We start from the raw sequence: 24,347 nt of genomic DNA, 5'->3' as shown, positions 1-24,347 counted from the left end.
TGTCTTGTAGAAAAGCCGCACCGCGCGGCGGATATGGTGGGCACCCCGTCAGCGGACCGCCGTCGGGGTTTCCAAGGGAACGAACGTGGCGTAATCGGGACCGTGTTGGCGGATGAGGCGGAGGTATTCCGACGGCGTGAATCCGCTGAAGCGCCGGAAGGTGCGGATCAGGTGCGGCTGGTCGTAGTAATCGGCCAGGCCCAAGAGCTCCGTGCCGCTTGAACTGCTGGCGGGCAGCAACGCTGCGGCATTGACGAAGCGGTAGAAACGGCACACATCGGCGTAGCTTTTAGGCGTGATTCCGCAGTCGCGGATCATGATCCGCTGCAGGGTGGACGGGCTGATGCCCAGGCGGTGGGCCAGCTCGGCAACCGGGATGTCTTCCCCGGCCAACAGCGCCACCGCCGCCCGCGTGCGATCGTCCACGCCAGCATGGAGCCGGGACGTGAGGAAACCGTCAAGCGCCTCGAAAGCAGCGGCCGGATCAGCGTCTGCCAGTCCGTCACGCAGGGCCGAAAATCCGGGCAGGAACCCGTCCGTGTCCTGCACCGAGCCCTGCAGTTGCGACGGCGGCGCGTCAGTTAACGCGGCGATGCCGTAAGGCTCCAGCACGGCCCCGATATTGAACAGCTGCGGCGGATTTTCGCTGATGAGATAGCTGCGCTGGACGCCGGAATAGAAGCCGACGGCGACCTCCGTGGCGCGCCATTCTCTGGCGCCCCGTTCCGGCACCTCGGCAAACGGGTCGATCAGGCGGTAGGGCGAGGACAGGTTGAGAATCAGGTGCGCGGATGGGCCCGGAAGGATTTTTTCGTACTTCGCAGTCGGAGCTCCGCGCACAAACCAGAAGTGGCTGACGTACGGCTGCAGCCGGGCTGGGGCAGGACACTCCTCGTAGAGCACACGAGCAGTTTACGGCCGGCGGGAGTCCAGATCCGGGAGGGCGCCGACGAACACCTCTCCGCACGAAGAATCCGAAGGCCGGTGGCTGTACTGGCAGCGGCCGTCACCGCCCTACCATGTGCTGACGACGCCGGCGACACCCGCCGTCGTCGGCTACCCCCTGGCCAGCGAGGACGATCCACTGAATGGTGAGCCGCGGACCGCAGCGCACGCTCTGCGTGCCGCGGCCGCTCATCAGGAAAGGCAGCGACGTCCTGGACATCCTGAAACTCCAAGGCAGCGCCACCCGCGACGTCCGCTTTGTCTCCGGGCCGGACCTCGGACCGGACGAGAAGTAGGCCGTACGGCTAAGCCAACCCCCTGAGGAGTTTTTGTCCAGATAATGCCCATTTGGAGGCGTTTAGGCAGCATTATCTGGACAAAAACTCTAGGCCAGGCGGCGGAAGCAGCCCTACGGCATGAGGCTGCGGAGAACGTGCGCGGCGCCGTCGTCGAACACCGAATGCGTGACCTCATCCGCGGCGGCGATGACTTCCTCCGGGGCCTGGCCCATGGCGACGCCCCGACCGGCCCAGCCCAGCATTTCTATGTCGTTGCGACCGTCACCGATAGCCACGGTGCGGTGGGGCTCAGTCCCCAACTGGCCGCGGAGCCGTTCCAGCGCACTGGCCTTGGTGACCCCGGCGGCGGCGATGTCCAGCCACGCAGTCCAGCCGACCGAGTAGGTGACGCCAGCCAGGCCGATCTCCTGGATGGTTGTGGAGAATTCTTCAGGGGTGTTTTCGGTGCTGAACACCACCAGGCGGACTGCGGTGGCCTCCAGCAGCGTCTGGAAGTCGACGCCGATCGCTTCGACGCCAAAGCTGGCGTCCTGGAAGCGTTCCGTGGACAGGAAGTTGCCGTCCTCGTCTTCCAGCGCATACTTCGCGGTGGGCAGCTTCTCCCGCAACGCCCGAAGCGCCGGGGCCGGATCGAAGGTGGCCTTGTGGATAATTTCGTAACCGTCGGCCAGGTCCGGATCCAGCCGGAGAGTCACGCCGCCGTTGCAGCAGACGGCGTAGCCGCGGTCGATGCCGATCTGCTCGATGATGGGCAGCGTGGCGTTCAGGGAGCGGCCGGTGGCGATCAGGACGTCGTGCCCTGCGGCGACCACGGCCTGGGCGGCCTCACGGACCGGGGCGGACATGTGGCCGTCGTGGTCCACCAGAGTGCCGTCCACGTCCAGGGCAATCATGAACTTGGTGGTGCTGTTTTCGTTTGCGATCCGCTGGTCATCGATGCCAGCGACTGTGGTTTCAGTCAATGTAGTCATACATCCAGTAGACCAGAGACCCCTGACACCGGCTAGGACGCAGGCCACAGCGCCCATGAACACCCGGTAAATACTCACAGGTTATCCCCGGTGTGAGTATTAACCTTCGGCACGCTGTCCGCCCGCCTGCCAGCCGTAGATTCCCCGCCGCACGCCCTAGGAATTCCTAGGCGTGTTCGCAGATCCGGACCGTGAAGGCACAGATCCGCGAACTAGGACCGGTTCCGTGGACGCAGGCCCGCGGCCAGGAGTTTGCGCCTCAGCCGGTCAGGGTTATCCACATCGGCCCAGCTCCAGCGGGCAAACCCATACCCCAGCGCACGGATCCGGTCCTCGCGGAGCTTTTCGCGGTATACAGCTTCCTCGGCGGTCAGGTCTCCACGGATCCCGGCATCCACGTACTTGGCCTTGCCGTCGAACTCACCCACAACACCGTGCTCCGGCCACCAGCAGTCGCTTCGGCCGATGAAGCCGTCGTCATCCCTCAGTTCATGCTGGAGCACGGGTTGCTCGAAGCCGAGGAATTCGAAAGCGGCCCTGCTGTAGGACTCCCCCACCGACTCCGCCAGAGGACTGGCCAGCCGCGCAACCTGCTCCGCACGGCGCCGGGCAGCCCCAAACGAATGGGCTGCGATGCCGTCGGAGATGTCCACCACGGCCAACAGGTTGGCATCCGAGGGCAGGAGGCCTTCGATATTGAGCCGTCGCGCCAGCCCGTCAGCAACCACCAGAGCCTGGCTCAGCTTGCTCGAAACCATGACATCCACTGCGGTCTGGATCAGCCCCATGCAACGGAATTCACCCTGCACCACGGGCTCCGTCGCCGTCCTCAGCCGGTACCGGAGCGGATAGGAACGCGTTTCCCGCACTTCTTTGGCTGCGGTTTCCTCACCGAGAACCAAGAGCGGGGACCGCCGCGTCCCGCTGCGTCCCGGAAGTGTCGTTGCAAGTTCGACGAACGCCGGCGTCCTAAGGGTTGGCAGGCCGCTAGCCAGGGCTGCCGTTTCCCCGCACAGCACGGCGCCCTTCACTGACCTGGCAACCGCCGTCGTCGACCAGGCGAAGCGCTCCGACGGGCGGGCACGAAGCCACTCAGACGTGGGGACGTAGAATCCGCGGCGGATCCTGACCAGCTTTCCGGCCCTGAAGTCGCGGTGGATGGAATCAGTGCCGGCCTGTGTACGCAGGATGGCGGCTGAATCAATCAGTCCGGGCATGATTTCCATGCCACTAGGCTGCCTGCACGTGGCCCGCCTGTCAGCAGGCAACGGGCCCTATGTGGACAAGCCAGGCGATGGAGGAAGCCACGGAAGCAAGACTCCTAGGCTTGTCCGCGGATCCGGACCTTCAAGGTTCAGATCCGCGAACAAGCCTAGGAATTCGGGGCCGGGCCTGGTCTGGCCTAGAGGACCGGGAAAAATTCCATGCCACCCAGGTACTTCTGCAGCGCGGCCGGGACGTTGACCGAGCCGTCGGCGTTCTGGTGATGCTCCAGGATGGCCACGATCCAGCGGGTGGTGGCAAGGGTGCCGTTCAGGGTGGCCACGGCGCGGGTGCCCTTAGCTACGCCTTCGACGTTGACCACACGCTCGCGGATGTTCAGGCGGCGGGCCTGGAACGTGGTGCAGTTCGAGGTGGACGTGAGCTCACGGTAGGCGCCCTGGGTGGGAACCCAGGCTTCGCAGTCGAACTTGCGGGCCGCGGACATGCCGAGGTCGCCGGCGGCAGTGTCAATGACGCGGTAGGGAAGCTCGCACTTGGCCAGCATCTCCTCTTCCCAGGCCAGGAGCCGTTCGTGTTCGGCAGCGGCCTTTTCCACCGTGGTGTAAACGAACATCTCCACCTTGTTGAACTGGTGCACACGGATGATGCCGCGGGTGTCCTTGCCGTGCGAGCCGGCCTCACGGCGGTAGCAGGAGCTCTGCCCGGCGAACCGGATGGGACCGGCCGTCAGGTCCAGGATCTCGTCCGCGTGGTAGCCGGCCAGGGCAACCTCGGAGGTGCCCACCAGGTAAAGGTCGTCTTCGGCGAGACGGTAGATCTCGGCGTCGTGCTTTACATCAAAACCGGTGCCCTGCATGGTTTCGGGGCGCACCAGAGTGGGCGTGATCATGGGAACGAACTCGGCCTCGATGGCCTGGTCCATGGCCATCTGCAGCAACGCCATCTCCAGGCGTGCACCCACGCCGCGCAGGAAGTAGAAGCGTGAGCCGGACACCTTCGCGCCGCGCTCCATGTCGATCGCGCCGATCAGCTCACCGATTTCCAGGTGGTCCTTCGGCTCGAAATCGGGGAATTCGCGGGGCGTGCCAACGGTTTTGACCACCACATAGTCGTCCTCGCCGCCCTCGGGGACGCCGTCCTCAATAAGGTTCGGGATGGCGCGCAGCAGTTCGTCCTGCTTGGCCTGGGCAGCTTCCGCTTCAGCCGATGCGGCCTTCACAGTGTTGGCCAGTTCCTTGACCTCGGCGAGCAGGGCCTTCTTCTCGTCGCCCTTGGCCTGCGCCACCTTCTTGCCGAAGACGTTTTGCTCGGCGCGGAGGTTTTCAAACCGGATCAGGGCGGCACGCCTGGCAGAGTCTGCGGCGATGATCGCGTCCACCACTGATTCGTCTGCGCCGCGGGCGCGCTGGCTGGCACGGAACTTGTCCGGGTTTTCGCTGAGGTCTTTTACGTCGATCACCAGACAAGAGTATCGAATCCGGCGGAACCAACGCTGCCCGGCCGGACAGGGGAATCGCGGCGCCGCGGCCGGGATACTGTTGAAGCACCATGAACGACTGGCTTCTTTACGTCCTGAGCGCGGCGGCGCTGGCTTTCGCCGTCTCCAGCTGGTGGGGCGTGCGGAAGCTCAAAGCCCTGCACATCCGCAGCGCCGTCAACGAAGAAGCACACGAGACCGGCCTCGGGCAGCAACGCGTGGCAGTCATCCTTAACCCCGTCAAGGCACGCGCCCCTGAAGCCAAGGAAGCCATTCAACGCGCCTGCCTGACAGCCGGCTGGGACGAGCCACTTTTCCTGGAGACGACCGCCGAGGACCCCGGGTACTCCCAGGCCCGGTCGGCGCTGGACTACAAGGCCGACGTCGTCCTGGTGGGCGGTGGCGACGGTACTGTGCGGGTGGTGGCTGAGTCCCTCGCACATACGGATGTGGCCATGGGTCTGATTCCGCTGGGGACGGGAAACCTCCTGGCGCGGAACGTGGATCTGGACGTCAACGACCTTCACGCCAACGTCCAGACGGCACTCTTCGGCCGGCAGCGCTACATCGATACCGCGCGGATGGGCATCGAAAACTCGCGCACCGGGCACTCTTCCGAGCACGCCTTCCTGGTGATCGCCGGGATCGGCATGGACGCCGAAATCCTCGCGGACACCAATGACGGCCTCAAGAAGGCCGTTGGCTGGCTTGCGTACACCGAGGCCGGCATGCGCCACCTGCCGGGGCGGCGAAGGAAGGTTTCAGTCGCGCTGGATGACAAGCCTGAGCAGGTCCGAAACATCCGCAGTGTGCTCTTCGCCAACTGTGGGCTGGTCCCGGGCGGGATCGACTTCATCCCGGAAGCCATGATCGACGACGGCATGCTGGACGTGGTGGTTATGAGCCCCCGCAGCGCCATCGGGTGGCTGGCCATGTACGCCAAAATCCTCTTCAAGCACAAGGGCAATTTGCCCATCATGACCATGTACCGGGCTGGCCGAATCGTCATCAAGTGCCCGGAGCCCATGCCCACACAAATCGACGGCGATACGTCCGGGTTGGCCACCAAGCTCACCGTCCGGGTGGAGCCGCGGTCCCTCCTGATCAGGGTCAAGGGCCAGCAAGCCTGAGCGGGCCTGGTCTCAGGCAGTTGCCTTCTTGACCGATTCAGCCTCTGCGGCGGCCTTCGCGGCACGCGCCTCGGACTGCTCGCGGATCATGGCCTGTTCCTCTTCGAAGCGCAGGCGGTCAGCGCGGTCTGCGTCGTCGCCGTCCCAGTCCTGATTGTCGACTGTGGGCTTAGGGTTAACGATCATGCCCTGGCCGTCATTGTCTGTGCTGCTGGTACTCATGACCTGCTCCCTTCGTTAGGGGCCATCCCCCAAGTGGATCAAGCAAGCATACGCACAGTAACTATCCCGCGGAAGTACCTTGACCTACGCTGTGGGCGAAGCCTCAGGCATCGTCAAGCCGCGCTCATTCCCCCTGCAGAATCTGCCCGACCCATTCATGCGCGGCCCGGAATGCCTCGTCAGAGGTGTGTTGCGCGACGCTGGAGCTTTGGGCGTCTGCCCGTCCATAGGAGCCCAGGAAGCGGGTGGCCGGGCTAATGCGGTGAAGCCCGGCCAAGGCGTCAGCCACACGGGCATCCGCGATGTGCCCGTCGGCGTCGATGCTGAAAAAGTAGTGGCCAAGGTACTGACCCGTAGGCCGGGATTCGATCCGGCTGAGGTTCACGCCCCTCGTGGCGAACTGGTCCAGGATTTCCATCAGCGCACCCGGGCGGTCTTCTGGAAGCGGGACTACCACCGTGGTCTTGTCCGCACCGGTCCGTTCGGGCAGTGCGCCCGGCCTGCTCACCAGGATGAATCGCGTCACTGCACCCGGGTTGTCGCCGATGTTCTCCGCCAGGACGGTCAGCCCAGGCTGCTCCTGTGCCACTATGGGCGCGCAGATCGCGGCGTCGTAGTGGGCGGCGTCGCCCAAGAGCCCCATTGCGGCCGCCGCGGTGGACGAGCCTGCAACATATTCCGCACCCGGAATATTCGCGTCCACCCAGAGACGGCACTGCGCCCACGCGTGGCCGTGGGTGGAGATCCGGCGAATATCCGCCACTTCCGCGCCTGGGCGGGCCACGAGCACAAAGCTGATGGGCACGAGGACTTCGCGGATGATCCGGAGCTCCTGCCCGCCGGCGATGGCGTCCAAGGTGGCTGTGACCCCGCCTTCCACCGAATTCTCAATGGGGACCATCGCTGCGTCCGCAAAGCCGTCGCGGACCATGTCCAGCGCCGCGTTAACGTTGGAGGCCGGGATGCGGGTCGCTTGCGCGGCATCCGGAACCTGCATCAGTGCCGCCTCGGTGAATGTGCCCTCAGGCCCGAGGAAGGTGTACGTAACGGGCGTCGCGGGCATGGATTCCTCTTGGGTGATGGACACAGATTCGGGTTGAACTACAGAACGAGGGGCTTGAGGCCGGTATCGGACACGAGCGGCTTGCCGGACTCGAGCCACTGGTCCATTCCGCCTGCCACATTGATGGCGGTATAGCCCTGCCCGGTGAGCCATTGCGCTGCACGGAAGGACCGTCCGCCCGTGCGGCAGATGACATAAACGTCCTGGTCCGGGTCCAGTTCGTCAAGCCGCGCCGGAAGCTGATCAAGAGGGATGTGCAGGGCGTCCTCGCCATGTCCGGCTACCCATTCGTAGTCTTCGCGGACGTCCAGAATCACGGCGTCCGCTGGGACGTCGTTGACGGGCACAGAATCGAAATCGCTCATGGGAGTCCTTTTTTGGAGAATCACGGGTCTCCGTCCAGCCTAGCGCCAGCCGTCCTGCCGCGCCTGCCGAAAGCCGACGCAGGTTACGCTTCTAAATGACCCGTAGGAGGATCCTTGCCCGCTGCGCAGACAACCGGTTCCGCCGCCGACATCCACCAACTGGGCGCCGTCCAACTCCGGGATGCGCTCCGCACCGGAGAGCTCTCAGCGCGGGACGCCGCAGCACATTTCCTGGCGCGGGTTGCAGAGCAGAATCCGTTGCTGGGCGCCTTTGTCACGGTCACGGCAGATCAGGCGATGGCCGATGCCGCCGCCGCCGATGCCCGGTACGTCCGGTTCCGAAAGGAATTCGGAACCGACTCCGCAGGGGACTCCGGAGCCAGTGCGGGCGGCCTACCGCTCCTGCATGGCATGCCGGTGGCGTTCAAGGACCTGACCGACGTCGCCGGTGTGGTGACCACTCACGGCAGCGCTGCGCTTGACCACAAACCGGCACCCGCCGACGGCACCCTGGCCGCAGTCCTCAAGGCCGCTGGCGTTGTCTCATTGGGTAAGACGCAGGTTCCGGAGTTCGGACTTACGGCCTACAGCGAAAACCGCATCGCCCCGCCGTCGCGCAATCCGCATGCCCCGAGCCGGAGTTCCGGCGGTTCCTCCGGGGGCAGCGCCGCCGCGGTGGCGGCGGGCCTGCTTCCGTTCGCGCCAGGGACCGACGGCGGCGGTTCGGTCCGCATCCCGGCCGCCGCCTGCGGCCTGGTGGGCCTCAAACCCGGCCGTGGCGTGGCGCCGTCGGGCGAGAGTTCAGGCGATCCGGCGCGCCTGGTGGTAGCGGGGCCCCTTGCCCGTAGTGCCGCCGACGCAGCCCTGCTGATGGATGCGCTGGCGCCGTCCGTCGGCAGCGGTTATCTCGGCACAGTGGGACACGAACCGCGCCCGCTGCGCATCGGCATGACCCTGGACAGCCCTTGGTCCGCCACCTTCCCGTTCACGCCGGAGCCGGAAGCCCTGGCGGCATTGCAGACGGGCAGCGACATGCTGGAACATGCCCGGCACGCCGTCAGCGAAGCCGCCATCCGCTACGACAACCGCTACCCGGACGCCTTCACCACAGCGTGGACCGCCGCCGTCGGAACTGCCCGGATCAGTCCGCACCGCGAAGCGCTTCTGGCCCCGCTGACCCGCACGTTCAGGCGCCGGGCCCAGCAGCGCAGCGCAGCAAAGCTCAATGAATCACTGGCGTTCCTGCGCCAATTCGAGCGCGATACCATCACGCAGTACGGCGGCTGGGACCTGATGCTGATGCCGGCTCTGGCGCAGACGCCCCGCCCCGTGGGCTGGTTTACCGGCGCCACGCACGGCGACGAACCGTGGCCGGCCGCGGAATGGCCCGGGGATGCCGACGGCGACTACCGACGGCAGTGCGAATTCGCGCCATGGTCCTCCATGGTAAACGTCTGCGGCCTGCCGGCCATCACGATTCCGGTGTACTGGACCGGCGGGCAACCGGCCCATGGCTTGCCGATGGGTATCCAACTCGTGGGACCGGCGGGATCGGAACTGCTCCTGCTCCAGGTGGCGGCCCAGCTCGGCTTCTGATGCCCGATTAAACCGCTCCGGGGGTCGACTCCGGGGCCGATCCGGAGGACGATTAAGGGGCAGTCACTATGAGGAGGTCTGTGATGTGCTATTCATCAATGGAGGAATTCGGGTGGCGTACCAAGAAGGAAGCCGACCGGAAACCCGAAGCGCGCCAGGAAACACCGCCGGACCGTCCGGAGCCGCATTACACGGCCCAGGACTTCACCTTCTGGGCCTTCCCGCGTCGCCGGAAGACCGACGAAGCCCAGGAACCGGCCGCTGAGCGCAGGCGCGAGAGAGTCTGACCTGCTGGTCAGGCCGGCTCGACGGAAGGCCCCCCGCACCGGGGGCCTTTCTGCTGACCGGGCAAGGCACCTACGCGCCGAGTTCCCGAAATTTAGTGGACCGTGCCGCCAGCAGGTCAGAAACCGGAACACCAGCCAGGGTCCCCAGCTCGTATTCGATGGCCCGGGCCATCCGGACGCAGAACTCCCTTGGCTCCAGTGACGCGTCGTCCCGTTCATCCACAATGTGGTCCACCAGACCGTTGGCGTAGAGCGCGGCCACGTTGACGCCTTGGGCGTCGGCCATCTGCGGCGCAAAATCCGTCGTGCGGTGCACAATCGCGCTGGCCCCCTCGGGCGGCAGCGGCGACAGCCAGCTGTGCTGGGCGGCGATGGTACGGTTCGCCGGGAGCAGCGCCAGCGCTCCGCCACCGGCGCCCTGCCCCAGCAGCACCGAGACCGACGGCGATTCCAACCCAATCAGTTCGTGGAGGGACCGTGCGATTTCGCCGGCCAGGCCGCCTTCTTCCGCTTCCTGCGACAGGGCTGCACCGGCGGTGTCGATGACGGTCAGCAACGGCAGGCGCAGTTCCTCGGCAAGCTTCATCCCCCGCCGCGCCTCCCGCAAGGAACCGGGACCCATTCCGGCTGCTTCCTTGCGCAGGGGGCGCGCATGGCCAAGGACGATGCACGACTGCCCTCCGAACCGGGCCAGTGCCAGCAGCAGGCCGGGGTCCTTTTCGCCCTGGCCGGTTCCGTTCAGTGGAAGGGCATCGTCGGCGCCGTACCGCAGGAGCTGGCGCAGGTCCGGGCGGCGCGGCTGCCGGGAAATGCCGATGGACGTCCACGCGTCCACGGCCGCCGGCCGCACGGCGAGAGTTGCCGGTCCAGGGACGGGCCCGGCTGTGGGACTCGTTGTGGGCTTCGCCGCGAGGATGTCCAGTGCCCGCCCCACGATCTCCGCAAGCTGTGACGGTTCCACGACGGCGTCGATCAGGCCCTTGCTGAACAGGTTCTCCGCCACCTGCACGCCTTCCGGAAAGGCCTCCCCATAAAGGGCCTCGTAGACCCGCGGGCCCAGGAAGCCCAGCAGCGCCCCCGGCTCGGCCACGTTGATGTGGCCCAGCGAGCCCCAGGAGGCCATCACTCCCCCGGTGGTGGGATGCCGAAGATAGACCAGGTAGGGCAGCCCGGCCTGGCGGTGGGCTCGCACCGCTCCCGTGATCTTGACCATGGACAGGAACGCCAGGGTCCCCTCCTGCATACGCGTGCCGCCGGAAGCGGGGCCGGCCAGCAAGGGGAGCCCTTCGGCGGTGGCCCGCTCCACGGCGGCGACGATCCGCTGGGCTGCCGCATGGCCGATCGATCCGGCCAGGAAGGAGAATTCGCTGACGATGACCGCCACGCGGTGCCCCCTGATCCGGCCGGATCCGGTGATGACCGATTCGTCCGTGCCGCTCCTTTCCCGCGCCCTTGCCAGGTCGCGGGCGTAGTCCTCGTTCGCGTCCGTCTCCCGGAGGGGCATGTCCCAGCAGACGAACGTGCCCGGATCAACAACGGCCGCCAGCAGTCCCGCCGCGTCTAGGTGCCTGACCTTTTCCGTCGTCGGCACCCTAGTTCACCCCCGCAACGGCCGCAGCCATGCCCAGCCACTCGCGGATTTTCTGCCCGTCCTCGTCCAGCAGGGGCGGCGCATCGTGTTCCGTCGGGGTGGTCTCTGCTACGTCCCCGGCTGAGAAAAATCTCAGCGGCGGCCCGGGCAGGCTGACCTTCCCAAGCACCGGATGTTCCACCTCAACCACCAGCCCCTGTGAAGCAACCTGCTCCCAGGCGTAAACCTCGTCCAGCGAGCGCACCTTCCCGGCCGGGATTCCGGCGTCGTTCAGTTTTCCGAGCAGCTCAGCGGCACCATACCCGGCAAAAACGCGTTCGACGGCGGCAATCACCGCCGTACGGTTCCGCACCCTTTCCGCGTTGCTGGCGAAGCCCGGCGCTGACGGATCGAGGCCAAAGGCCGCGGCGAAGGAGGACCACAGCTTTTCGCTGCCGACGCTGATCTGGACACTGCCGTTACGGCACGCGAACAGGCCGTAGGGGGCGATGGACGGATGGTGGTTGCCCTGGGCCTGGGGCACTTCGCCGGCGACGGTAGTGCGCGTCCCCTGAAAGGCGTGGACGCCGATGAGCGACGCCAGCAACGAGGTGCGCACGATCTGCCCGGCGCCGGTCCTGTCCCGCTCCACCAGCGCTGCGAGGACACCGAAGGCTCCGTTCATTCCGGACAGCAGGTCGGCGATGGGAACACCCACGCGCTGTGGGTCTTCCGGCCCGGATCCGGTGAGCGACATCAGCCCGGCCTCGCCCTGGAGGATCTGGTCGTAGCCGCTGCGCCGGGACTCCGGGCCGTCATGCCCGAACCCGGTGATGGAGAGGATCACCAGCCGCGGATTGAGGTCATGCATCGTGGCGGTGGAGAAACCGAGCCGGTCCATCACGCCGGGGCGGAAGTTTTCAATGACGACGTCAGCAAGTTCCAGCAGCCCGCGCAGCACCTCCTGCCCGTCAGTGCTTTTCAGGTCCAGGCTGATGGACTCCTTGTTCCGGTTGCAGGACATGAAATAGGTGGACTGCAGATCGTCCTGGGGCCCGACGAACGGCGGGCCCCAGCCGCGGGTGTCGTCACCCGTTCCGGGGTTCTCCACTTTGATGACGCGGGCACCGAGATCGGCCAGCATCATGCCGGCGTGTGGCCCTGCCAGCGCCCGGCTCAGGTCCACCACGAGGTGGCCTGACAGTGGGCCGCTCCTGCGGTCTTCGTCTGTTCTGCTCATTGCTGGATTCCTTCTGGATAAGGTTGCGTACACGATTGCTGGCGCACAGCGGCCGGTGCGGGGCTGGATGCGGGCAGCGCCTAGAGCCAGCCCGGAACCACCAGGGCCAGCCACGCGAGGAGGGGTCCGGCCACAATGATGATTCCGCTGTAGCCGAGGATCTGCTTGTAGAACCTGTCCTTGTCCACGCCTTCCGGGGCGTTGGCCAGGACCAGCGCGCCGTTGGTGGAGAACGGCGAGACGTCCACGATGGTGGCGGCGACGGCGAGCGCACAGATCACGCCGACGGCACCGATCTCGCCCGTGGAAAGGAACGGAACGGCCAGAGGGATGAGGGCAGCGAGGATGGCGGTGGAGGATGCGAAGGCGGACACAATGGCGCCGATATAGCAGATGAGGAGGGCTGCCAGCAGCGGCATGCCCATACCTGCCACGCCGTTGGAGACGAACTCGATGGTTCCGGCCTCCTCCAGCACTCCGACAAACGTGAGCATGCCGCAGATCAGGAGCACCGTTGACCAGCTGATCTTGTTGATCGCGCCCTTCTGGGCCTTCGGCGAGACCAGTGCCAGCACGATGGCGATGGTGATGGACACAAAGCCGACATCGACTTTGAAGCCCAGGGCTATAACAGCCAGGGCGAGCAGGCCGGCGATGGTCACCAGCTGGGGGATCCGCTCAGACCGCTCCTTGGTGGCTGCGACGCCGTCCCCGGCGGGGTCGCGTGGGCCGTACATGCCGGAGCCGAAGCCCTTGAACGGAACATCTGATCCTGCCTTGGCCCCCACACTGATGGACATGCGGGCTTCGGCAGCCTGCTCCACGAAGTGGGTCACCCGTGAGGACAGCAAGGCCCGACCGCCCAGGACGATGAACAGAACGAGTGCGATGACGAGGTTGAACACCAGGCTGCTAAGGAAGAGGGCGGTGGGGCTGAAATCCAGGTCGGTCTTGGCGAGGATGCCGTTGACCGTGACGCCGTAAACGGCAATCGGGGAGAATCCGCCAGCCTGCGCGCCGTGGATGACCATCATGCCCATCAGGAGGGGGCTGATCTTGTACTTCCCGGCAAAACTGAGGGCAATCGGGGCAATGATGGCGACAGCGGCGGGAGACAGCGCCCCAACCGAAGTAATGACGGCGGTGACGGCAAACATGACCCACGGAATCAGGGCCACACGGCTGCCCACCATCCTGACGGCCCCGCGGACCAGGAGGTCGATGGTGCCGTTGTTCTGGGCAATGGCGAAGAGGTACGTGACCCCGACGATGGTCAGGAACAAGCCGCCGGGAAAGTTGGCCAGGATCTCGTTGGTGGACATGCCCAGCACCACGCTGCCCAGCAGGAAGGCACCCACAAATGCAAGGGCACCCATGTTCAGGGGCAGGACAGTGGCGAGCAGGAACATCGCGGCCAGGATGATGATCGATAAGACAGGAGCGGACATCGTTGGTCCTCCTAGGAAGGAAAAGTGTGACGTGAGTAACTGGCTCACTGGACTAGCCTCCTAGACACTGGGTCTATCTGTCAATACGCCTGCCGTGTATTGTGGGGAAAACCGACGATGTAGTGAGGCCCATGTGGAGAAGACGGCACGGCTTGGCCTGGAGCGCGTGACGCGGCCCCGGCTGTACGAACAGCTGGTGGAGCAGATCCTGGCCTATATCGAGTCTGCCCGGCTGGTTCCGGGCGATCTGCTGCCGGCAGAACGCGACCTGGCCGAACGGCTGGGGGTTTCGCGGGCGACGCTGGCCCAGGCGCTGGTGGCCCTTGAAGTGCTGGGCGTCATCGACGTGCAGCACGGGACCGGCGCCGTCCTGGCGCGGCGGCCCAGTGTGGCATCAGTGATCAAGGGCCTGCGTGAACACCAGAGCCGGCTGCCCGAAATCGTGGAGGCGCGCAGCACTCTTGAGGTGAAACTGGCCGGGCTGGCCGCGGAACGGCGCACGGAGAACGATCTGGCGCAAATTGATGTCGCCCTGGAGGTCATGGCCGCCGAAATCGGTGAGGGCGAGCGCGGCGCCCACGGCGACGAGCTGTTCCATCAGGCGGTCACCGGCGCCGCCCACTCAGCGGTGCTGGCCCAGCTGATGGCGGTCATCGCCGAAATGATCCTGGAAACCCGGATCGAATCGTTGGGCCAGCCGGGCCGGCCCGAACAGTCGTTGGCCTCGCACCGGACCATTGCAGACGCCATCCGTGCACAGGACCCCACTGGTGCAGCAGCGGCCATGTTGGCCCACATAGAGTTGGTCTCAGACCTGGAGCTGCTCCGCTGATCCGTCAGGACGCCGGCGGTTGATTGCTCTGCTTCCGGGCGGGATATTTCTACCGGTGTCAGTACCCACAGGTCTAGCTGTACCCCATCGCGGAGCTGTACGACATCAGCCCGATGATGAGAAGCAGCCAGAACGCTCCGTAACCCAGCAGGCAGAGGTAGCCCAGGACCAGCCCGGCGATGGACATGCCCTTGCCAGAGGGTTCACGGCGGAGGGCCAGGTGGCCGGTGATGATTGCGGCGATCTGCGGAATCATGAACGAGCCAAGGATGACCGAGGAAATGCCGAGGACCATGCTGGCGATACTCAGGCCCTTGGGCTCCTGGACGGGCATGCCGTAGTACGCGGGTTGCCCGTACGCCGGCTGGCCATAAGGGCTGGCGCCCTGGCCGTAAGGACTTGCAGGCTGGGCATACGTCGCGCCGTATTGATCGCCGGGCTGGCTGTACGCGCCAGGTTGGTTGTACTGGCCCGGTTGGCTGTACTGGCCAGATTGACCGTACTGGCCCGCGCCGTACTGGCCTTGGCCGTACTGATCCTGGTCATACAGGGGCGGCGCCGGAATGCTCGGACCCTGCGGCGGCACAAACTGCGGCGGCTCGTAGCCTGCCGGCGAATCGCCTGGTCCCTGGGCACCGGACCCTTGCGAATCCGGGCGCGGAGTTGGCTGGTCAGTCATGGTTTTCCCCATTCGAAGTCTTCGCTTCCCAGCCTACCGCCGCCTGCATTACAGGCCTACCGCCGCCCTCATCCAGTCCTACCGCCCCCAATACGGCAGCACGTAAACAGCAAAAACCACAAAGGCAGCCAGGAACATCAACCGGGTCATTCCGCTGGCTGCGTGGTGCTGCGCCTTCGACTTCCTGGCACGTCCAGAGCCGCCGCTTCCCGCCCCACTACGCGCCCCGCGGCCGGCGCCGTAAGTGAGTTGCCGGGGTCCCGGCCGGCGGTCTTTCTGCCCGGACCGCGGCGGCCCAGCCACCGGCTGCCGTCCGGCAGCCGGCTTCACGGTCGGTGACTTCGCGGTCAGCGAATCCTGAGCCGGACCTTCCGCAGCCAGGTCCTGCGTCAGCTGCTCGCCGAGGTGCGCATAAAGGCCCACCACCGTCTGCTGGTCGAGGACCGGAGGCAGCGCCAGGACGGCAGCAACAACGCGGTCGGTCCCTGCCACGGCGACGTCGGAATTGGTGATGCCGAAGAGGTCAGGCTGCCCGGCGAGGCAGATCAGCGGGCGGACGAACCGCCGGTGGGGCGGCGCCAGCACGGACGCGACGGCGGCGCACTGCGCCAACGCCCCGTCCACGGACTGCGTCCTGGCAAAACGGCCCTGCCACAGGACCCCGGCGGAGATTGTGACCTCGCCGGTCCAGTTCTTGGCATCGACCACCACCACGCCGCCGGGACCCACCAGCACATGGTCAAGGTTGGCTTTGGGCCGCCCGGGCCAGTGGACGTCGTTCAGCAGGTACCAGCCGTGCGGAATGAGCCCGCTCAGCCGGTCCGCTACGAGCCGCTCGCCCACGGCACCGGCGTCCCACGACTTCGTGGCACGCTCGGCCAGATCGAGTTGGCGTTTCAGTCGCTGCACGCGTTCCGCAGCCAGCCTCGACTGCTCTGCCGCGCCGTCCCCTGCCGCCATGACCTGCCCCCTGATCGCTGCGTACCGATTTACTGTAGTACCGACGCTAACTGCAGTGCCCGACGGCGGCGCTCCCCGCCGTCGGGGCATTCCTTCCTGAGCTTTTCCGAAAGTAGCAGCGGCGCAGGGAGCCGGTATATAGGTACCTTTGGGGCCACTACCTGCTTTAACTACTTGCTGTCCACGGTCCGGAGGGTACTTTCCGCGTCATAGGGGGCCGGATTATGGACCGGGCGTTTTGACTGCCGCCCACGTCTGGCATGCTGGTGCCATGGCTAGCCGCGCGGGCACAGTTGCCCAACCCCAGGACCTTGTTGACATCACTGCGCTCCTCGACGCGTATTACGACATCACACCGGATCTCAGTGATCCCGGCCAGCGCGTGGCGTTCGGCACCTCCGGGCACCGCGGCTCGAGCCTCAAGGCGTCGTTCAACGAAAAACACATCATCGCGATCACACAGGCAATCGTGGAATACCGCGCCGGGCAGGGCATCACCGGCCCGCTTTTCCTGGCGAAGGACACCCACGCCCTCAGCGAGCCGGCGCAGAACTCCGCCCTCGAGGTCCTCGCCGCCAACGGCGTGCACGTGCTGATCGACGCGCGGCACGGCTACACCCCCACACCGGCGCTGAGCCACGCCATCCTCACGTACAACAACAACCGCCAGCCCGGCACTCCTGAGGCGGACGGCATTGTGGTCACGCCCAGCCACAACCCACCCGGAGACGGCGGCTTCAAGTACAACCCTCCGCACGGCGGCCCGGCCGATTCCGACGCCACGGGCTGGATCGCCAACCGCGCGAACGAACTCCTGGAAAACGACCTGCGGGGCGTGAAGCGCATCCCCGTCTCCGACGCCCTCGCTGCGGACAGCACCGGCAAGTTCGATTTCCTCAGCAGCTACGTTGACGACCTCCCGTCCGTATTGAACCTGGACGCCATCCGCGAGGCCGGCGTACGCATCGGCGCCGATCCCATGGGCGGCGCCGCAGTGGATTACTGGGGCGAGATCGGCGAGCGCCACCACCTGGACCTGACCGTGGTGAACCCCACCGTGGATCCGCAGTGGGCCTTTATGACCCTGGACTGGGACGAGAAGATCCGGATGGACTGCTCCTCGCCGTTCGCCATGGCCTCCCTGATCAACAGGATGTCCGACGGCGGCAGTTCAGCCGCGTTCGACATCGCCACCGGCAACGACGCCGACGCCGACCGGCACGGCATCGTGACACCTGTTGTTAATGGGGTGGGTGGCCTGATGAACCCGAACCACTACCTCGCCGTCGCCATCGATTACCTCTACCGCAACCGCAGCGGCTGGAACCCCAACTCGGTGGTGGGCAAGACCCTCGTCTCGTCCTCCATCATCGACCGCGTGGCGGAAAGCCTGGGCCGCAAACTGGTTGAGGTCCCTGTGGGCTTCAAGTGGTTTGTGCCGGGACTGCTGTCCGGCGAAGGCGCGTTCGGTGGCGAGGAATCTGCCGGCGCTTCGTTTAACAAGCTGGACGGCAGCGTCTGGACCACCGACAAGGACGGCATCCTGCTGGCGCTCCTGGCCTCGGAGATCACCGCGGTCACGGGCAAGTCCCCGTCCCAGCTGTACAAGGGCCTGACCGACCAGTTCGGCGCCCCGGTCTACGCGCGCATTGATGCGGCAGCCACGCGTGAGCAGAAGGCGGCACTCGGCAAGCTCTCGCCGTCGGACGTCACTGCAACGGAACTGGCCGGCGAAACCATCACCGCCAAGCTGACCGAGGCGCCCGGCAACGGCGCGTCCATCGGCGGACTCAAGGTGGTCACGGAGAACGCCTGGTTCGCCGCGCGCCCGTCCGGGACCGAGGACGTCTACAAAATCTACGCCGAGTCCTTCAAGGGCGAGGAGCACCTCAAGCAGGTCCAGGCGGAAGCCAAGGCGCTGGTGGACGGCGTCATCGGCTAATCTGCGCAAGAAAAAACGAACGCTCTCTCACTAGATGCACTAAAACGAACAACGCTCTCTCACTTTCCTCAGGAAAGTGAGAGAGCGTTGGTGCTTAGGCTGCAGAAAGTGAGAGAGCGTTAGACGGTGCGGACAACGTCCTCGTAGCTGAACTTGGGCTTCGCCGCACCCCAGGCGTCTTCGCCGGCCTGGCCGATGTTGACCACCAGGAAGCTCTTCTGGCCGCCGGCCGGGAAGAACGCGGCGTCGATGGCGCCGAAGTCGGCTCCGGTCATCGGGCCCGCGGCGAGGCCGAGGGACCGGACGGCCAGGATGAAGTAGCCGGCCTGCAGGTGCGCGTTGTTGTTGCCGGTGGACGCGGCCAGGTCCGGAGCCGCGTCGTACATGGCCTTCGGAGCGTTGTACTCGGGGAGGAAGTTGTCCCACTGCTCGGCCCAGGCGGTGTCATAGCTGAGGACGGCAACCAGCGGCGCGGAGGCGGTCTTGGCCTTGTTGCCGTTGGCCAGCGTGTCAACGAGCGTGGCGCGGGCCTCATCAGAGCGGACGTAGGTCACGCGGAGGGGCTGGGAGTTGAAAGCCGTGGGGCCGAACTTGGTGAGTTCGTAGATGGCGCGGGCCTGGTCCTCGGTCACCTCGCCGGTGAAGGAGTTGGCCGTACGGGCCTCGGCAAAAATGGCGTCAACGGCGGCCGAATCGATAACCGCTTCTTCGTGGGCAATAGTCATGGCGTACCTTTCGCTGGGCCCGCTCATCGCAAATGATGGGCCGGCGGTCTGCTTTCCATAGTTGTAACTTCAAGCACGTCCGCCTTCTTCCCTATGCGCACGTGACGTTCACCACAGCGGACCCGCGCGGTATTGTTGCACCGGAAGATCCCAGCCCCAGCGGCAACCCCCTTGAAAGGCCCCCGACCATGAGCATGCTCGGAATGAAATGGAAGCTTCACGGCACCGGCAAATCGATTAAGCCCGGCCACGTGGTTGCTCCGGATGAGCGGCTGGCCTGGCCCCTGACCATCGGCGTGGGCATGCAGCACGTCGTGGCCATGTTCGGAGCCACCTTCCTGGTTCCCATCATCACCGGGATGCCGCCGGCCACCACCCTCTTCTTCTCCGGCATCGGCACGCTGCTGTTCCTGGTCATCACCAAGGGGCGCGTGCCCAGCTACCTCGGCTCCAGCTTCGCGTTCATCGCGCCCATCATGGCGTCCCAGCAGCAATTCGGCGTGCCCGGCGCGCTGGGCGGAGTGGTGCTCGCTGGCGTCGCGCTGGCCCTGATCGGTGCGATTGTGCAGAAGTTCGGCGCGGGTTGGATCAACCGGCTGATGCCGCCCATCGTCACCGGCGCCATTGTGGCGCTGATCGGCCTGAACCTTGCCCCCGCGGCGAAGATGAACTTCGACGCCGCCCCGGTCACCGCCGTCGTCACGCTGGCCACCATCATCCTGGTGAGCGTTCTTTTCCGCGGAATCGTCGGCCGGCTCAGCATCCTCGTCGGCGTGGTGGTGGGCTACCTCGTGGCCATGCTGCGCGGCGAAGTGAGCTACGAAAAAATGGAAGCGGCCGCCTGGATCGGCCTGCCGCACTTCCAGACCCCCGAGTTCCATGTGGGCGTGCTTGGCCTCTTTGTTCCCGTGGTGCTGGTCCTCGTAGCCGAGAACATCGGGCACGTGAAGTCCGTGGCGGCCATGACCGGCCAGAACCTCGACGGCGTCTCCGGCCGCGCACTGATGGCGGACGGTGCCGCCACGGTCCTCGCCGGCCTGGGTGGCGGCTCCGGCACCACCACGTACGCGGAGAACATCGGCGTTATGGCGGCCACCAAGGTGTATTCGACGGCGGCGTACTGGGTTGCCGGCGTCTTTGCCATTGTGCTGAGCTTCTCGCCGAAATTCGGCGAACTGATTGCCACGGTCCCGCCGGGCGTGCTGGGCGGCGCCGCCACCATGCTGTACGGCATGATCGGCATCCTGGGCGTGAAGATCTGGGTGCAGAACAAGGTGAACTTCTCCAACCCAGTGAACCTGACCACGGCCGCCGTCGCGCTGATCATCGGCATCGCCGATTACACCTGGACCATCGGGGACCTGACGTTCACCGGCATCGCCCTCGGCTCAGCCGCGGCCCTGGTGATTTACCACGGCATGAAAGCCATCGCGAAGGCGCGCGGCTCGGTGGCGGAACCGGAAACGGAGCAGGCGGGCCTGCCACCGGCTGCAAAGGCGGCCATCAACGCCGCAGCGAAACGCATGCCGAAGAAGCGTTGACCCTTCCCGCGGGTGCGTCAGGCTGTTGACTCGGACTGCTGCGTCAGGCGGCTGCGTCAGGCTGCGTGACTGCCGCTGATGAAGGGTCCGGGCGGGGTTCCGAGGCCGAAAACCGGCCGCGGCTCGGGACGCTTGGCCGTCAGCTCCGCTTCTGGCGGGTGCCTCAGCTGCCGGATCACCCACGGAACGAGATATTCCCGTGCCCAGATGAGGTCCTCGGTCCTGGCTTCCGTCCAGCTGTGGGGCAGCGGTGGCTTAGGCTCCAACGGCTCCAGTGTGTGCGGGACGCCCAGCGCCTTCAGCACGGCCGCGGCGATGGTGTGGTGGCCCAGCGGTGAAAAGTGCAGCCGGTCCCGATCCCACATGCCGGCGTTCGACAGTTCGCGCAGGAACCACAAGTCAACCATGACCGCGTCGTGGCGGGCGGCCACCGTGTGAAGGTTCTCATTGAAGATGGCCACTTTGCCGCGGATCTGGCTGAAGACCGGCGTCGCACCCCAGTCCGGCCCGGCAAAGAGGACCACGGTGGCGCCGGACCGGGCCAGTTGCTCCACGCCGTCGTCGATCTTTTCTGCGAGCCGGTCAGGATCGCTGCGCCGGAAAACAATATCGTTACCGCCGGCTGAGAGCGTGACCAGATCAGGTTTCAGGGCCAGCGCAGGGGCAAGCTGGTGGTCGAAGATCTGCTGCACCAGCAGGCCACGGACGGCTAAGTTGGCGTAGGCGAAATCAGTCTGGTTCGCGCTGAGCTCTTCGGCCACACGGTCCGCCCAGCCGCGCAGGCCACCCTCGCTGCGCGGCTCGGGATCCCCGATCCCCTCGGTAAAGGAGTCACCCAACGCAACCAGCCGGTGCCACGGGTGGGGCGCCGGTTCCACAGAAGCGTTCTTGGCTGCAATGTCCTGCTTCCAGACGTTCATGGCGTGCTCCCTGTTTTGTAGGGTCCCTGGTGGAGGGCGGGTGTTTCAACCTCAGCGAGTCCCCGGAAGCCGGCATTGTCCCGGCCGCGTCGTTCCGGGTCCGGACGCGAGTCAGCCACAATTTTCAGGGCTGTCTCGCGAAGCCCCTGGTTGGTATGCCGTGCGACGGTCCGGAGGTACTGCAGGGCGGCCTCATGGCCGAGCCCGTAGTCGGACTTCAGGATGCTGACTGCCAGATCCATCAGCACCATGGAGCTTTGGGCCATCGCCAGTTGCGCGCCGGCTTCGGCCCGCTCCGCGACACGGACCACCATCCGGAGGGAACGGGCCACCTGCCGCGCGTACCGGCGCGTCCTGATGATGTCCTCGCTGGTGAAGGCATGGGGACTGGACGCGTAGAGGCTCAGCGCTGCACTCCAGCCGGCCGTGGCCACAATCGGCATGGACAGCAGCGCCCCGACGCCGTGGTCCGCGGCCGCACTGGCGTAGCCTGGCCACCGCCGGTCGCGGGCGACGTCGGCCACATGCACAAAGTCGCCTGCGCGGAGGGCTTCCAGCACAGGTCCGTCCGCAAATGAGCACTGTTCTTCGTCCGCGGCGCGGGCCGCAGCACTGCCGGCGGCGGCAGTCCGGGCCGATCCGGGGCGGAAAAACGTGACGGCCCAGCTGATAGCGCGGAGGTCGCCGTCGATGTCGCGCATGAACTCTCGGGTGACCGCAGCAAGGAAGTCTTCAACATCCGTGCTTTCGAACACCACATCCTGGGGGTCGGGAAGCGATTCCCAGCCCGGCTCCCTTGTTGTCTCCGCGGCCATGTTCCACGCCTAGGTTTGAAACGCGTGGCCCACTGCAAAACCTGTTTCTAGGATACGTCCGCGGCCCGCACCACGGGGCGCGTCCAGCCACACAAAAACCGCAGTCCTGGCATAGAACAGTGCTTACCCGGAGTCGAAAGTTTCCTCGTCGTCGTCCTTCGGTGGCTTGCCGTTGGGGAGGTCGTTTCAGCTGCCGTCCGGCAGGCCGGCGGCATCCTGTCCGGATTCCGACGAGAAGGGTTCCGATCCCTGCGAATCGGCGTTGGCCCCGTTGATCTCCGCCTCGGCGGAGGGCACGTCGGCCTCGCGCGGGATCGGCGGTTCGCCCGGCTCGAAACCGGGATCATTGGTGTCACTTTCGGCGTGGTGCTGGTCATCGGTGCCGCCGAAGCGGCCGGCACCCGGCTCGCCGGCACTGTCCTTGTCCTCCTCATCGAAGTGGCTGAGATTGGGCGCGCCTGTAGAAAATGTTTCGCCGTCAGGGCTGTCCTGGTTCAGGCCGGCGGCATCAAGATCCTCTTCCTCACGGGGCTGGGCGAACTGTTTGTTGTCCGCGCCGCCCGCCTCCTGTTCCGCCGTCGGCGTGCCGTAACCGCCCATTTCCTCGTCCGGTTCCGTGCGCTGGTTGTCCTGACTCATGGTTCCTCCTGTTGTGGATGTGGATGAATCTGACGTGCAAACTTCGTTGCAGGCCCTTGCCGCCGGTCACGGGCAGCACTGCTCCGGAGATGCACGAGGCTCTCTTCGAAGCTATCCCGCCCGGCAGAGCAAGTCCACCGCCCGGAACAAATAAATCAGTAAACTTACCAAACGTTGATCTAGGCGCAACTTCGGCCTAGCTTTGGTGCACGGGGCTATGCCCCGGGAGCGAGGAGAAGCATGTCTGATGTGGAGGACTTCACCGGAAGCACCGGACGGAATGAGACCCGCGAAGAGCAGCTGGACCGCAACTGGGCCGAGTTGCTGCAAGAACTCAGGGTGCTGCAGACCGGAGTCCAGATCCTTGCCGGCTTCCTCCTAACGCTCCCGTTCCAGCAGCGGTTCGAGGGCCTGGACGATTTCCAGGTGGGCCTCTATCTCGTCAACGTGGTGATCGCGACGCTGACCACCGCCTTTATCCTCCTTCCCGTCAGCGTCCACCGCCGGCTCTTCCGCCAACGCCTCAAGGAAACCTTGGTCTCCAGCGCTGACACCATTACCAAGATCGCACTGGCCGGCGTGGGGATGCTCAGCGTCGGGACAGCCACCCTGGTCTTTGATGTGACGGCCGGCCGCACCGCCGGCCTGACCGCCGGCGGAATCCTGCTGGCGGTCCTCCTGGTGCTGCTGATCTACGTCCCGCTGCGGCTCAACAGGCGCGCAGCGGAACGGTAACAGGCCACCAAACCAGCAAGTCGCAAGGGATCCAACCGAAGGAGTGCACATGCGCAAGTGGGCCAAGGAACACGGGCTTTTGCTCGCCAACGCCGGACTCTTCCTGGCGTTCTTCGTTGGCATGATCCTCTCCGGGGCGGCGGCGTACAGCGAGGACCAGGCGGCCCACGGGCAGCCGGCAGTCACGGTTCTGGAGTACCTGTCCACGGGCGATCTTGTCGAAGCCACGTTTGAAAACTGGGAATCCGAGTTTCTGCAGATGGCCATGTACGTGATCCTGACCGTCTTCCTTTTCCAGAAGGGCTCCTCCGAATCCAAGCCGCTGGGAAAGACTGCACCGCAGGACGAGGATCCGCGTGATGCCACCATCAAGGACTCCACGCCGTGGCCGGTGAAGCGCGGCGGCCTGGTCCTGAAGCTCTATGAACACTCGCTGTCCATCCTCCTGCTGCTGCTGTTTGTTGCCTCCTTCAGCCTGCACGCCGCCGGCGGCGCGGCGGCCTACAGCGAGGAGCAACAAAGCCACGGCCAGCCCGCCGTCACCATGCTGCAGTATTTGGCCACCAGCCGGTTCTGGTTCGAGTCCTTCCAGAACTGGCAAAGTGAATTCCTCGCCGTGGCCGTCCTGGTGGGTGCCTCGGTCTACCTCCGCGAGAAGGGTTCACCGGAGTCTAAGCCGGTGGCCGAGCCGCACTACGAGACCGGAGCCTGAGCAGAAGTGC

At 65.7% G+C, this 24,347-nt stretch carries 25 protein-coding genes; 9 read left to right on the top strand and 16 right to left on the bottom strand.

Translation table 11 applies throughout. The annotated features are described in order from the left end of the window. Window positions 1–48 precede the first annotated feature (48 nt). Window positions 49–903 carry a helix-turn-helix domain-containing protein gene (locus AC50YA_RS04365; protein ID WP_494981137.1) on the bottom strand — a complete coding sequence of 285 codons (855 nt, stop codon included), beginning with the start codon at window positions 901–903 and terminating at the stop codon, window positions 49–51. Window positions 904–1,088: 185 nt separating this feature from the next. Here AC50YA_RS04365 and AC50YA_RS04360 point away from each other — a divergent pair, with 185 nt between their 5' ends. After that, window positions 1,089–1,241, top strand: coding sequence for a hypothetical protein (locus AC50YA_RS04360; protein WP_494981136.1), 153 nt, complete (start codon window positions 1,089–1,091; stop codon window positions 1,239–1,241). A gap of 113 nt (window positions 1,242–1,354) precedes the next feature. Here the strand turns inward: AC50YA_RS04360 and AC50YA_RS04355 are convergent, their stop codons facing one another. From AC50YA_RS04355 to serS, 3 genes are all read right to left on the bottom strand, one after another. Continuing rightward, complete coding sequence (locus AC50YA_RS04355; protein ID WP_494981135.1) at window positions 1,355–2,215, bottom strand: HAD family hydrolase; 861 nt, start codon at window positions 2,213–2,215, stop codon at window positions 1,355–1,357. A gap of 212 nt (window positions 2,216–2,427) precedes the next feature. Then, on the bottom strand, window positions 2,428–3,441 hold the full coding sequence (locus AC50YA_RS04350) for a hypothetical protein (protein WP_494981134.1): 1,014 nt from the start codon (window positions 3,439–3,441) through the stop codon (window positions 2,428–2,430). Window positions 3,442–3,617: 176 nt separating this feature from the next. Then, window positions 3,618–4,898, bottom strand: coding sequence for a serine--tRNA ligase (gene serS / locus AC50YA_RS04345; protein WP_494981133.1), 1,281 nt, complete (start codon window positions 4,896–4,898; stop codon window positions 3,618–3,620). Window positions 4,899–4,987: 89 nt separating this feature from the next. Here serS and AC50YA_RS04340 point away from each other — a divergent pair, with 89 nt between their 5' ends. Next, window positions 4,988–6,046, top strand: a complete 1,059-nt coding sequence (locus AC50YA_RS04340) for a diacylglycerol/lipid kinase family protein (protein ID WP_494981132.1) — start codon at window positions 4,988–4,990, stop codon at window positions 6,044–6,046. Window positions 6,047–6,058: 12 nt separating this feature from the next. Here the strand turns inward: AC50YA_RS04340 and AC50YA_RS04335 are convergent, their stop codons facing one another. The 3 genes from AC50YA_RS04335 to AC50YA_RS04325 form a co-directional block, all read right to left on the bottom strand. After that, window positions 6,059–6,268, bottom strand: coding sequence for a hypothetical protein (locus AC50YA_RS04335; protein ID WP_494981131.1), 210 nt, complete (start codon window positions 6,266–6,268; stop codon window positions 6,059–6,061). Window positions 6,269–6,392: 124 nt separating this feature from the next. After that, the gene (gene pheA, locus AC50YA_RS04330) at window positions 6,393–7,331 is read right to left on the bottom strand and encodes a prephenate dehydratase (RefSeq protein ID WP_494981359.1); all 939 of its coding nucleotides are present in this window, start codon (window positions 7,329–7,331) and stop codon (window positions 6,393–6,395) included. A 38-nt stretch (window positions 7,332–7,369) separates the two neighbouring features. Further along, window positions 7,370–7,696, bottom strand: coding sequence for a rhodanese-like domain-containing protein (locus AC50YA_RS04325; protein ID WP_494981130.1), 327 nt, complete (start codon window positions 7,694–7,696; stop codon window positions 7,370–7,372). Between the two features lie 114 nt (window positions 7,697–7,810). Here AC50YA_RS04325 and AC50YA_RS04320 point away from each other — a divergent pair, with 114 nt between their 5' ends. Continuing rightward, window positions 7,811–9,292 (top strand): amidase, encoded by a 1,482-nt coding sequence (locus AC50YA_RS04320; RefSeq protein WP_494981129.1) that lies wholly within the window; start codon window positions 7,811–7,813, stop codon window positions 9,290–9,292. 83 nt (window positions 9,293–9,375) lie between these two features. After that, a complete protein-coding gene (locus AC50YA_RS04315) occupies window positions 9,376–9,579 on the top strand; it encodes a hypothetical protein (protein WP_494981128.1) in 204 nt (67 codons plus the stop codon). Window positions 9,580–9,649: 70 nt separating this feature from the next. On the opposite strand, the gene AC50YA_RS04310 is transcribed toward AC50YA_RS04315, so the two are convergent. From AC50YA_RS04310 to AC50YA_RS04300, 3 genes are all read right to left on the bottom strand, one after another. Further along, window positions 9,650–11,170 (bottom strand): carboxyl transferase domain-containing protein, encoded by a 1,521-nt coding sequence (locus AC50YA_RS04310; RefSeq protein ID WP_494981127.1) that lies wholly within the window; start codon window positions 11,168–11,170, stop codon window positions 9,650–9,652. Between the two features lies 1 nt (window position 11,171). After that, entirely contained in the window at window positions 11,172–12,389 is a 1,218-nt protein-coding gene (locus AC50YA_RS04305) for a CaiB/BaiF CoA transferase family protein (RefSeq protein ID WP_494981126.1), read from the bottom strand. An 80-nt stretch (window positions 12,390–12,469) separates the two neighbouring features. Beyond that, the gene (locus AC50YA_RS04300) at window positions 12,470–13,837 is read right to left on the bottom strand and encodes an SLC13 family permease (RefSeq protein WP_494981125.1); all 1,368 of its coding nucleotides are present in this window, start codon (window positions 13,835–13,837) and stop codon (window positions 12,470–12,472) included. A 133-nt stretch (window positions 13,838–13,970) separates the two neighbouring features. On the opposite strand from AC50YA_RS04300, the gene AC50YA_RS04295 reads away from it, so the two are divergent. After that, entirely contained in the window at window positions 13,971–14,669 is a 699-nt protein-coding gene (locus AC50YA_RS04295) for a FadR/GntR family transcriptional regulator (RefSeq protein ID WP_494981124.1), read from the top strand. 73 nt (window positions 14,670–14,742) lie between these two features. Here AC50YA_RS04295 and AC50YA_RS04290 read toward each other — a convergent pair whose 3' ends face one another. Further along, window positions 14,743–15,348: a DUF4190 domain-containing protein gene (locus AC50YA_RS04290; RefSeq protein WP_494981123.1), complete on the bottom strand. Its 606-nt coding sequence runs from the start codon at window positions 15,346–15,348 to the stop codon at window positions 14,743–14,745. 78 nt (window positions 15,349–15,426) lie between these two features. Next, a complete protein-coding gene (locus AC50YA_RS04285; RefSeq protein WP_494981122.1) occupies window positions 15,427–16,308 on the bottom strand; it encodes a nuclease-related domain-containing protein in 882 nt (293 codons plus the stop codon). A gap of 271 nt (window positions 16,309–16,579) precedes the next feature. On the opposite strand from AC50YA_RS04285, the gene pgm reads away from it, so the two are divergent. Then, window positions 16,580–18,250, top strand: coding sequence for a phosphoglucomutase (alpha-D-glucose-1,6-bisphosphate-dependent) (pgm, locus tag AC50YA_RS04280; RefSeq protein ID WP_494981121.1), 1,671 nt, complete (start codon window positions 16,580–16,582; stop codon window positions 18,248–18,250). A 119-nt stretch (window positions 18,251–18,369) separates the two neighbouring features. On the opposite strand, the gene AC50YA_RS04275 is transcribed toward pgm, so the two are convergent. Beyond that, window positions 18,370–18,975, bottom strand: coding sequence for a malonic semialdehyde reductase (locus AC50YA_RS04275; protein ID WP_494981120.1), 606 nt, complete (start codon window positions 18,973–18,975; stop codon window positions 18,370–18,372). A 188-nt stretch (window positions 18,976–19,163) separates the two neighbouring features. Here AC50YA_RS04275 and AC50YA_RS04270 point away from each other — a divergent pair, with 188 nt between their 5' ends. Beyond that, window positions 19,164–20,516 (top strand): uracil-xanthine permease family protein, encoded by a 1,353-nt coding sequence (locus tag AC50YA_RS04270; RefSeq protein WP_494981119.1) that lies wholly within the window; start codon window positions 19,164–19,166, stop codon window positions 20,514–20,516. 56 nt (window positions 20,517–20,572) lie between these two features. Here the strand turns inward: AC50YA_RS04270 and AC50YA_RS04265 are convergent, their stop codons facing one another. From AC50YA_RS04265 to AC50YA_RS04255, 3 genes are all read right to left on the bottom strand, one after another. Then, window positions 20,573–21,436, bottom strand: coding sequence for an SGNH/GDSL hydrolase family protein (locus tag AC50YA_RS04265; RefSeq protein ID WP_494981118.1), 864 nt, complete (start codon window positions 21,434–21,436; stop codon window positions 20,573–20,575). Further along, window positions 21,433–22,251 (bottom strand): GAF domain-containing protein, encoded by an 819-nt coding sequence (locus tag AC50YA_RS04260; protein WP_494981117.1) that lies wholly within the window; start codon window positions 22,249–22,251, stop codon window positions 21,433–21,435. Before AC50YA_RS04260 ends, AC50YA_RS04265 begins: the two co-directional genes overlap by 4 nt. A gap of 186 nt (window positions 22,252–22,437) precedes the next feature. Then, window positions 22,438–22,890 carry a hypothetical protein gene (locus AC50YA_RS04255; RefSeq protein ID WP_494981116.1) on the bottom strand — a complete coding sequence of 151 codons (453 nt, stop codon included), beginning with the start codon at window positions 22,888–22,890 and terminating at the stop codon, window positions 22,438–22,440. 240 nt (window positions 22,891–23,130) lie between these two features. Between AC50YA_RS04255 and AC50YA_RS04250 the strand changes: the two genes are divergently transcribed. Together AC50YA_RS04250 and AC50YA_RS04245 are read left to right on the top strand one after the other, a co-directional pair. After that, on the top strand, window positions 23,131–23,625 hold the full coding sequence (locus AC50YA_RS04250) for a DUF6328 family protein (protein WP_494981115.1): 495 nt from the start codon (window positions 23,131–23,133) through the stop codon (window positions 23,623–23,625). Between the two features lie 49 nt (window positions 23,626–23,674). Next, a complete protein-coding gene (locus tag AC50YA_RS04245) occupies window positions 23,675–24,337 on the top strand; it encodes a DUF6766 family protein (protein WP_494981114.1) in 663 nt (220 codons plus the stop codon). Window positions 24,338–24,347 lie beyond the last annotated feature (10 nt).

Source organism: Pseudarthrobacter sp. RHLT3-21 (assembly GCF_059383495.1).
This window is presented reverse-complemented; position numbering and strand designations above follow the sequence as displayed.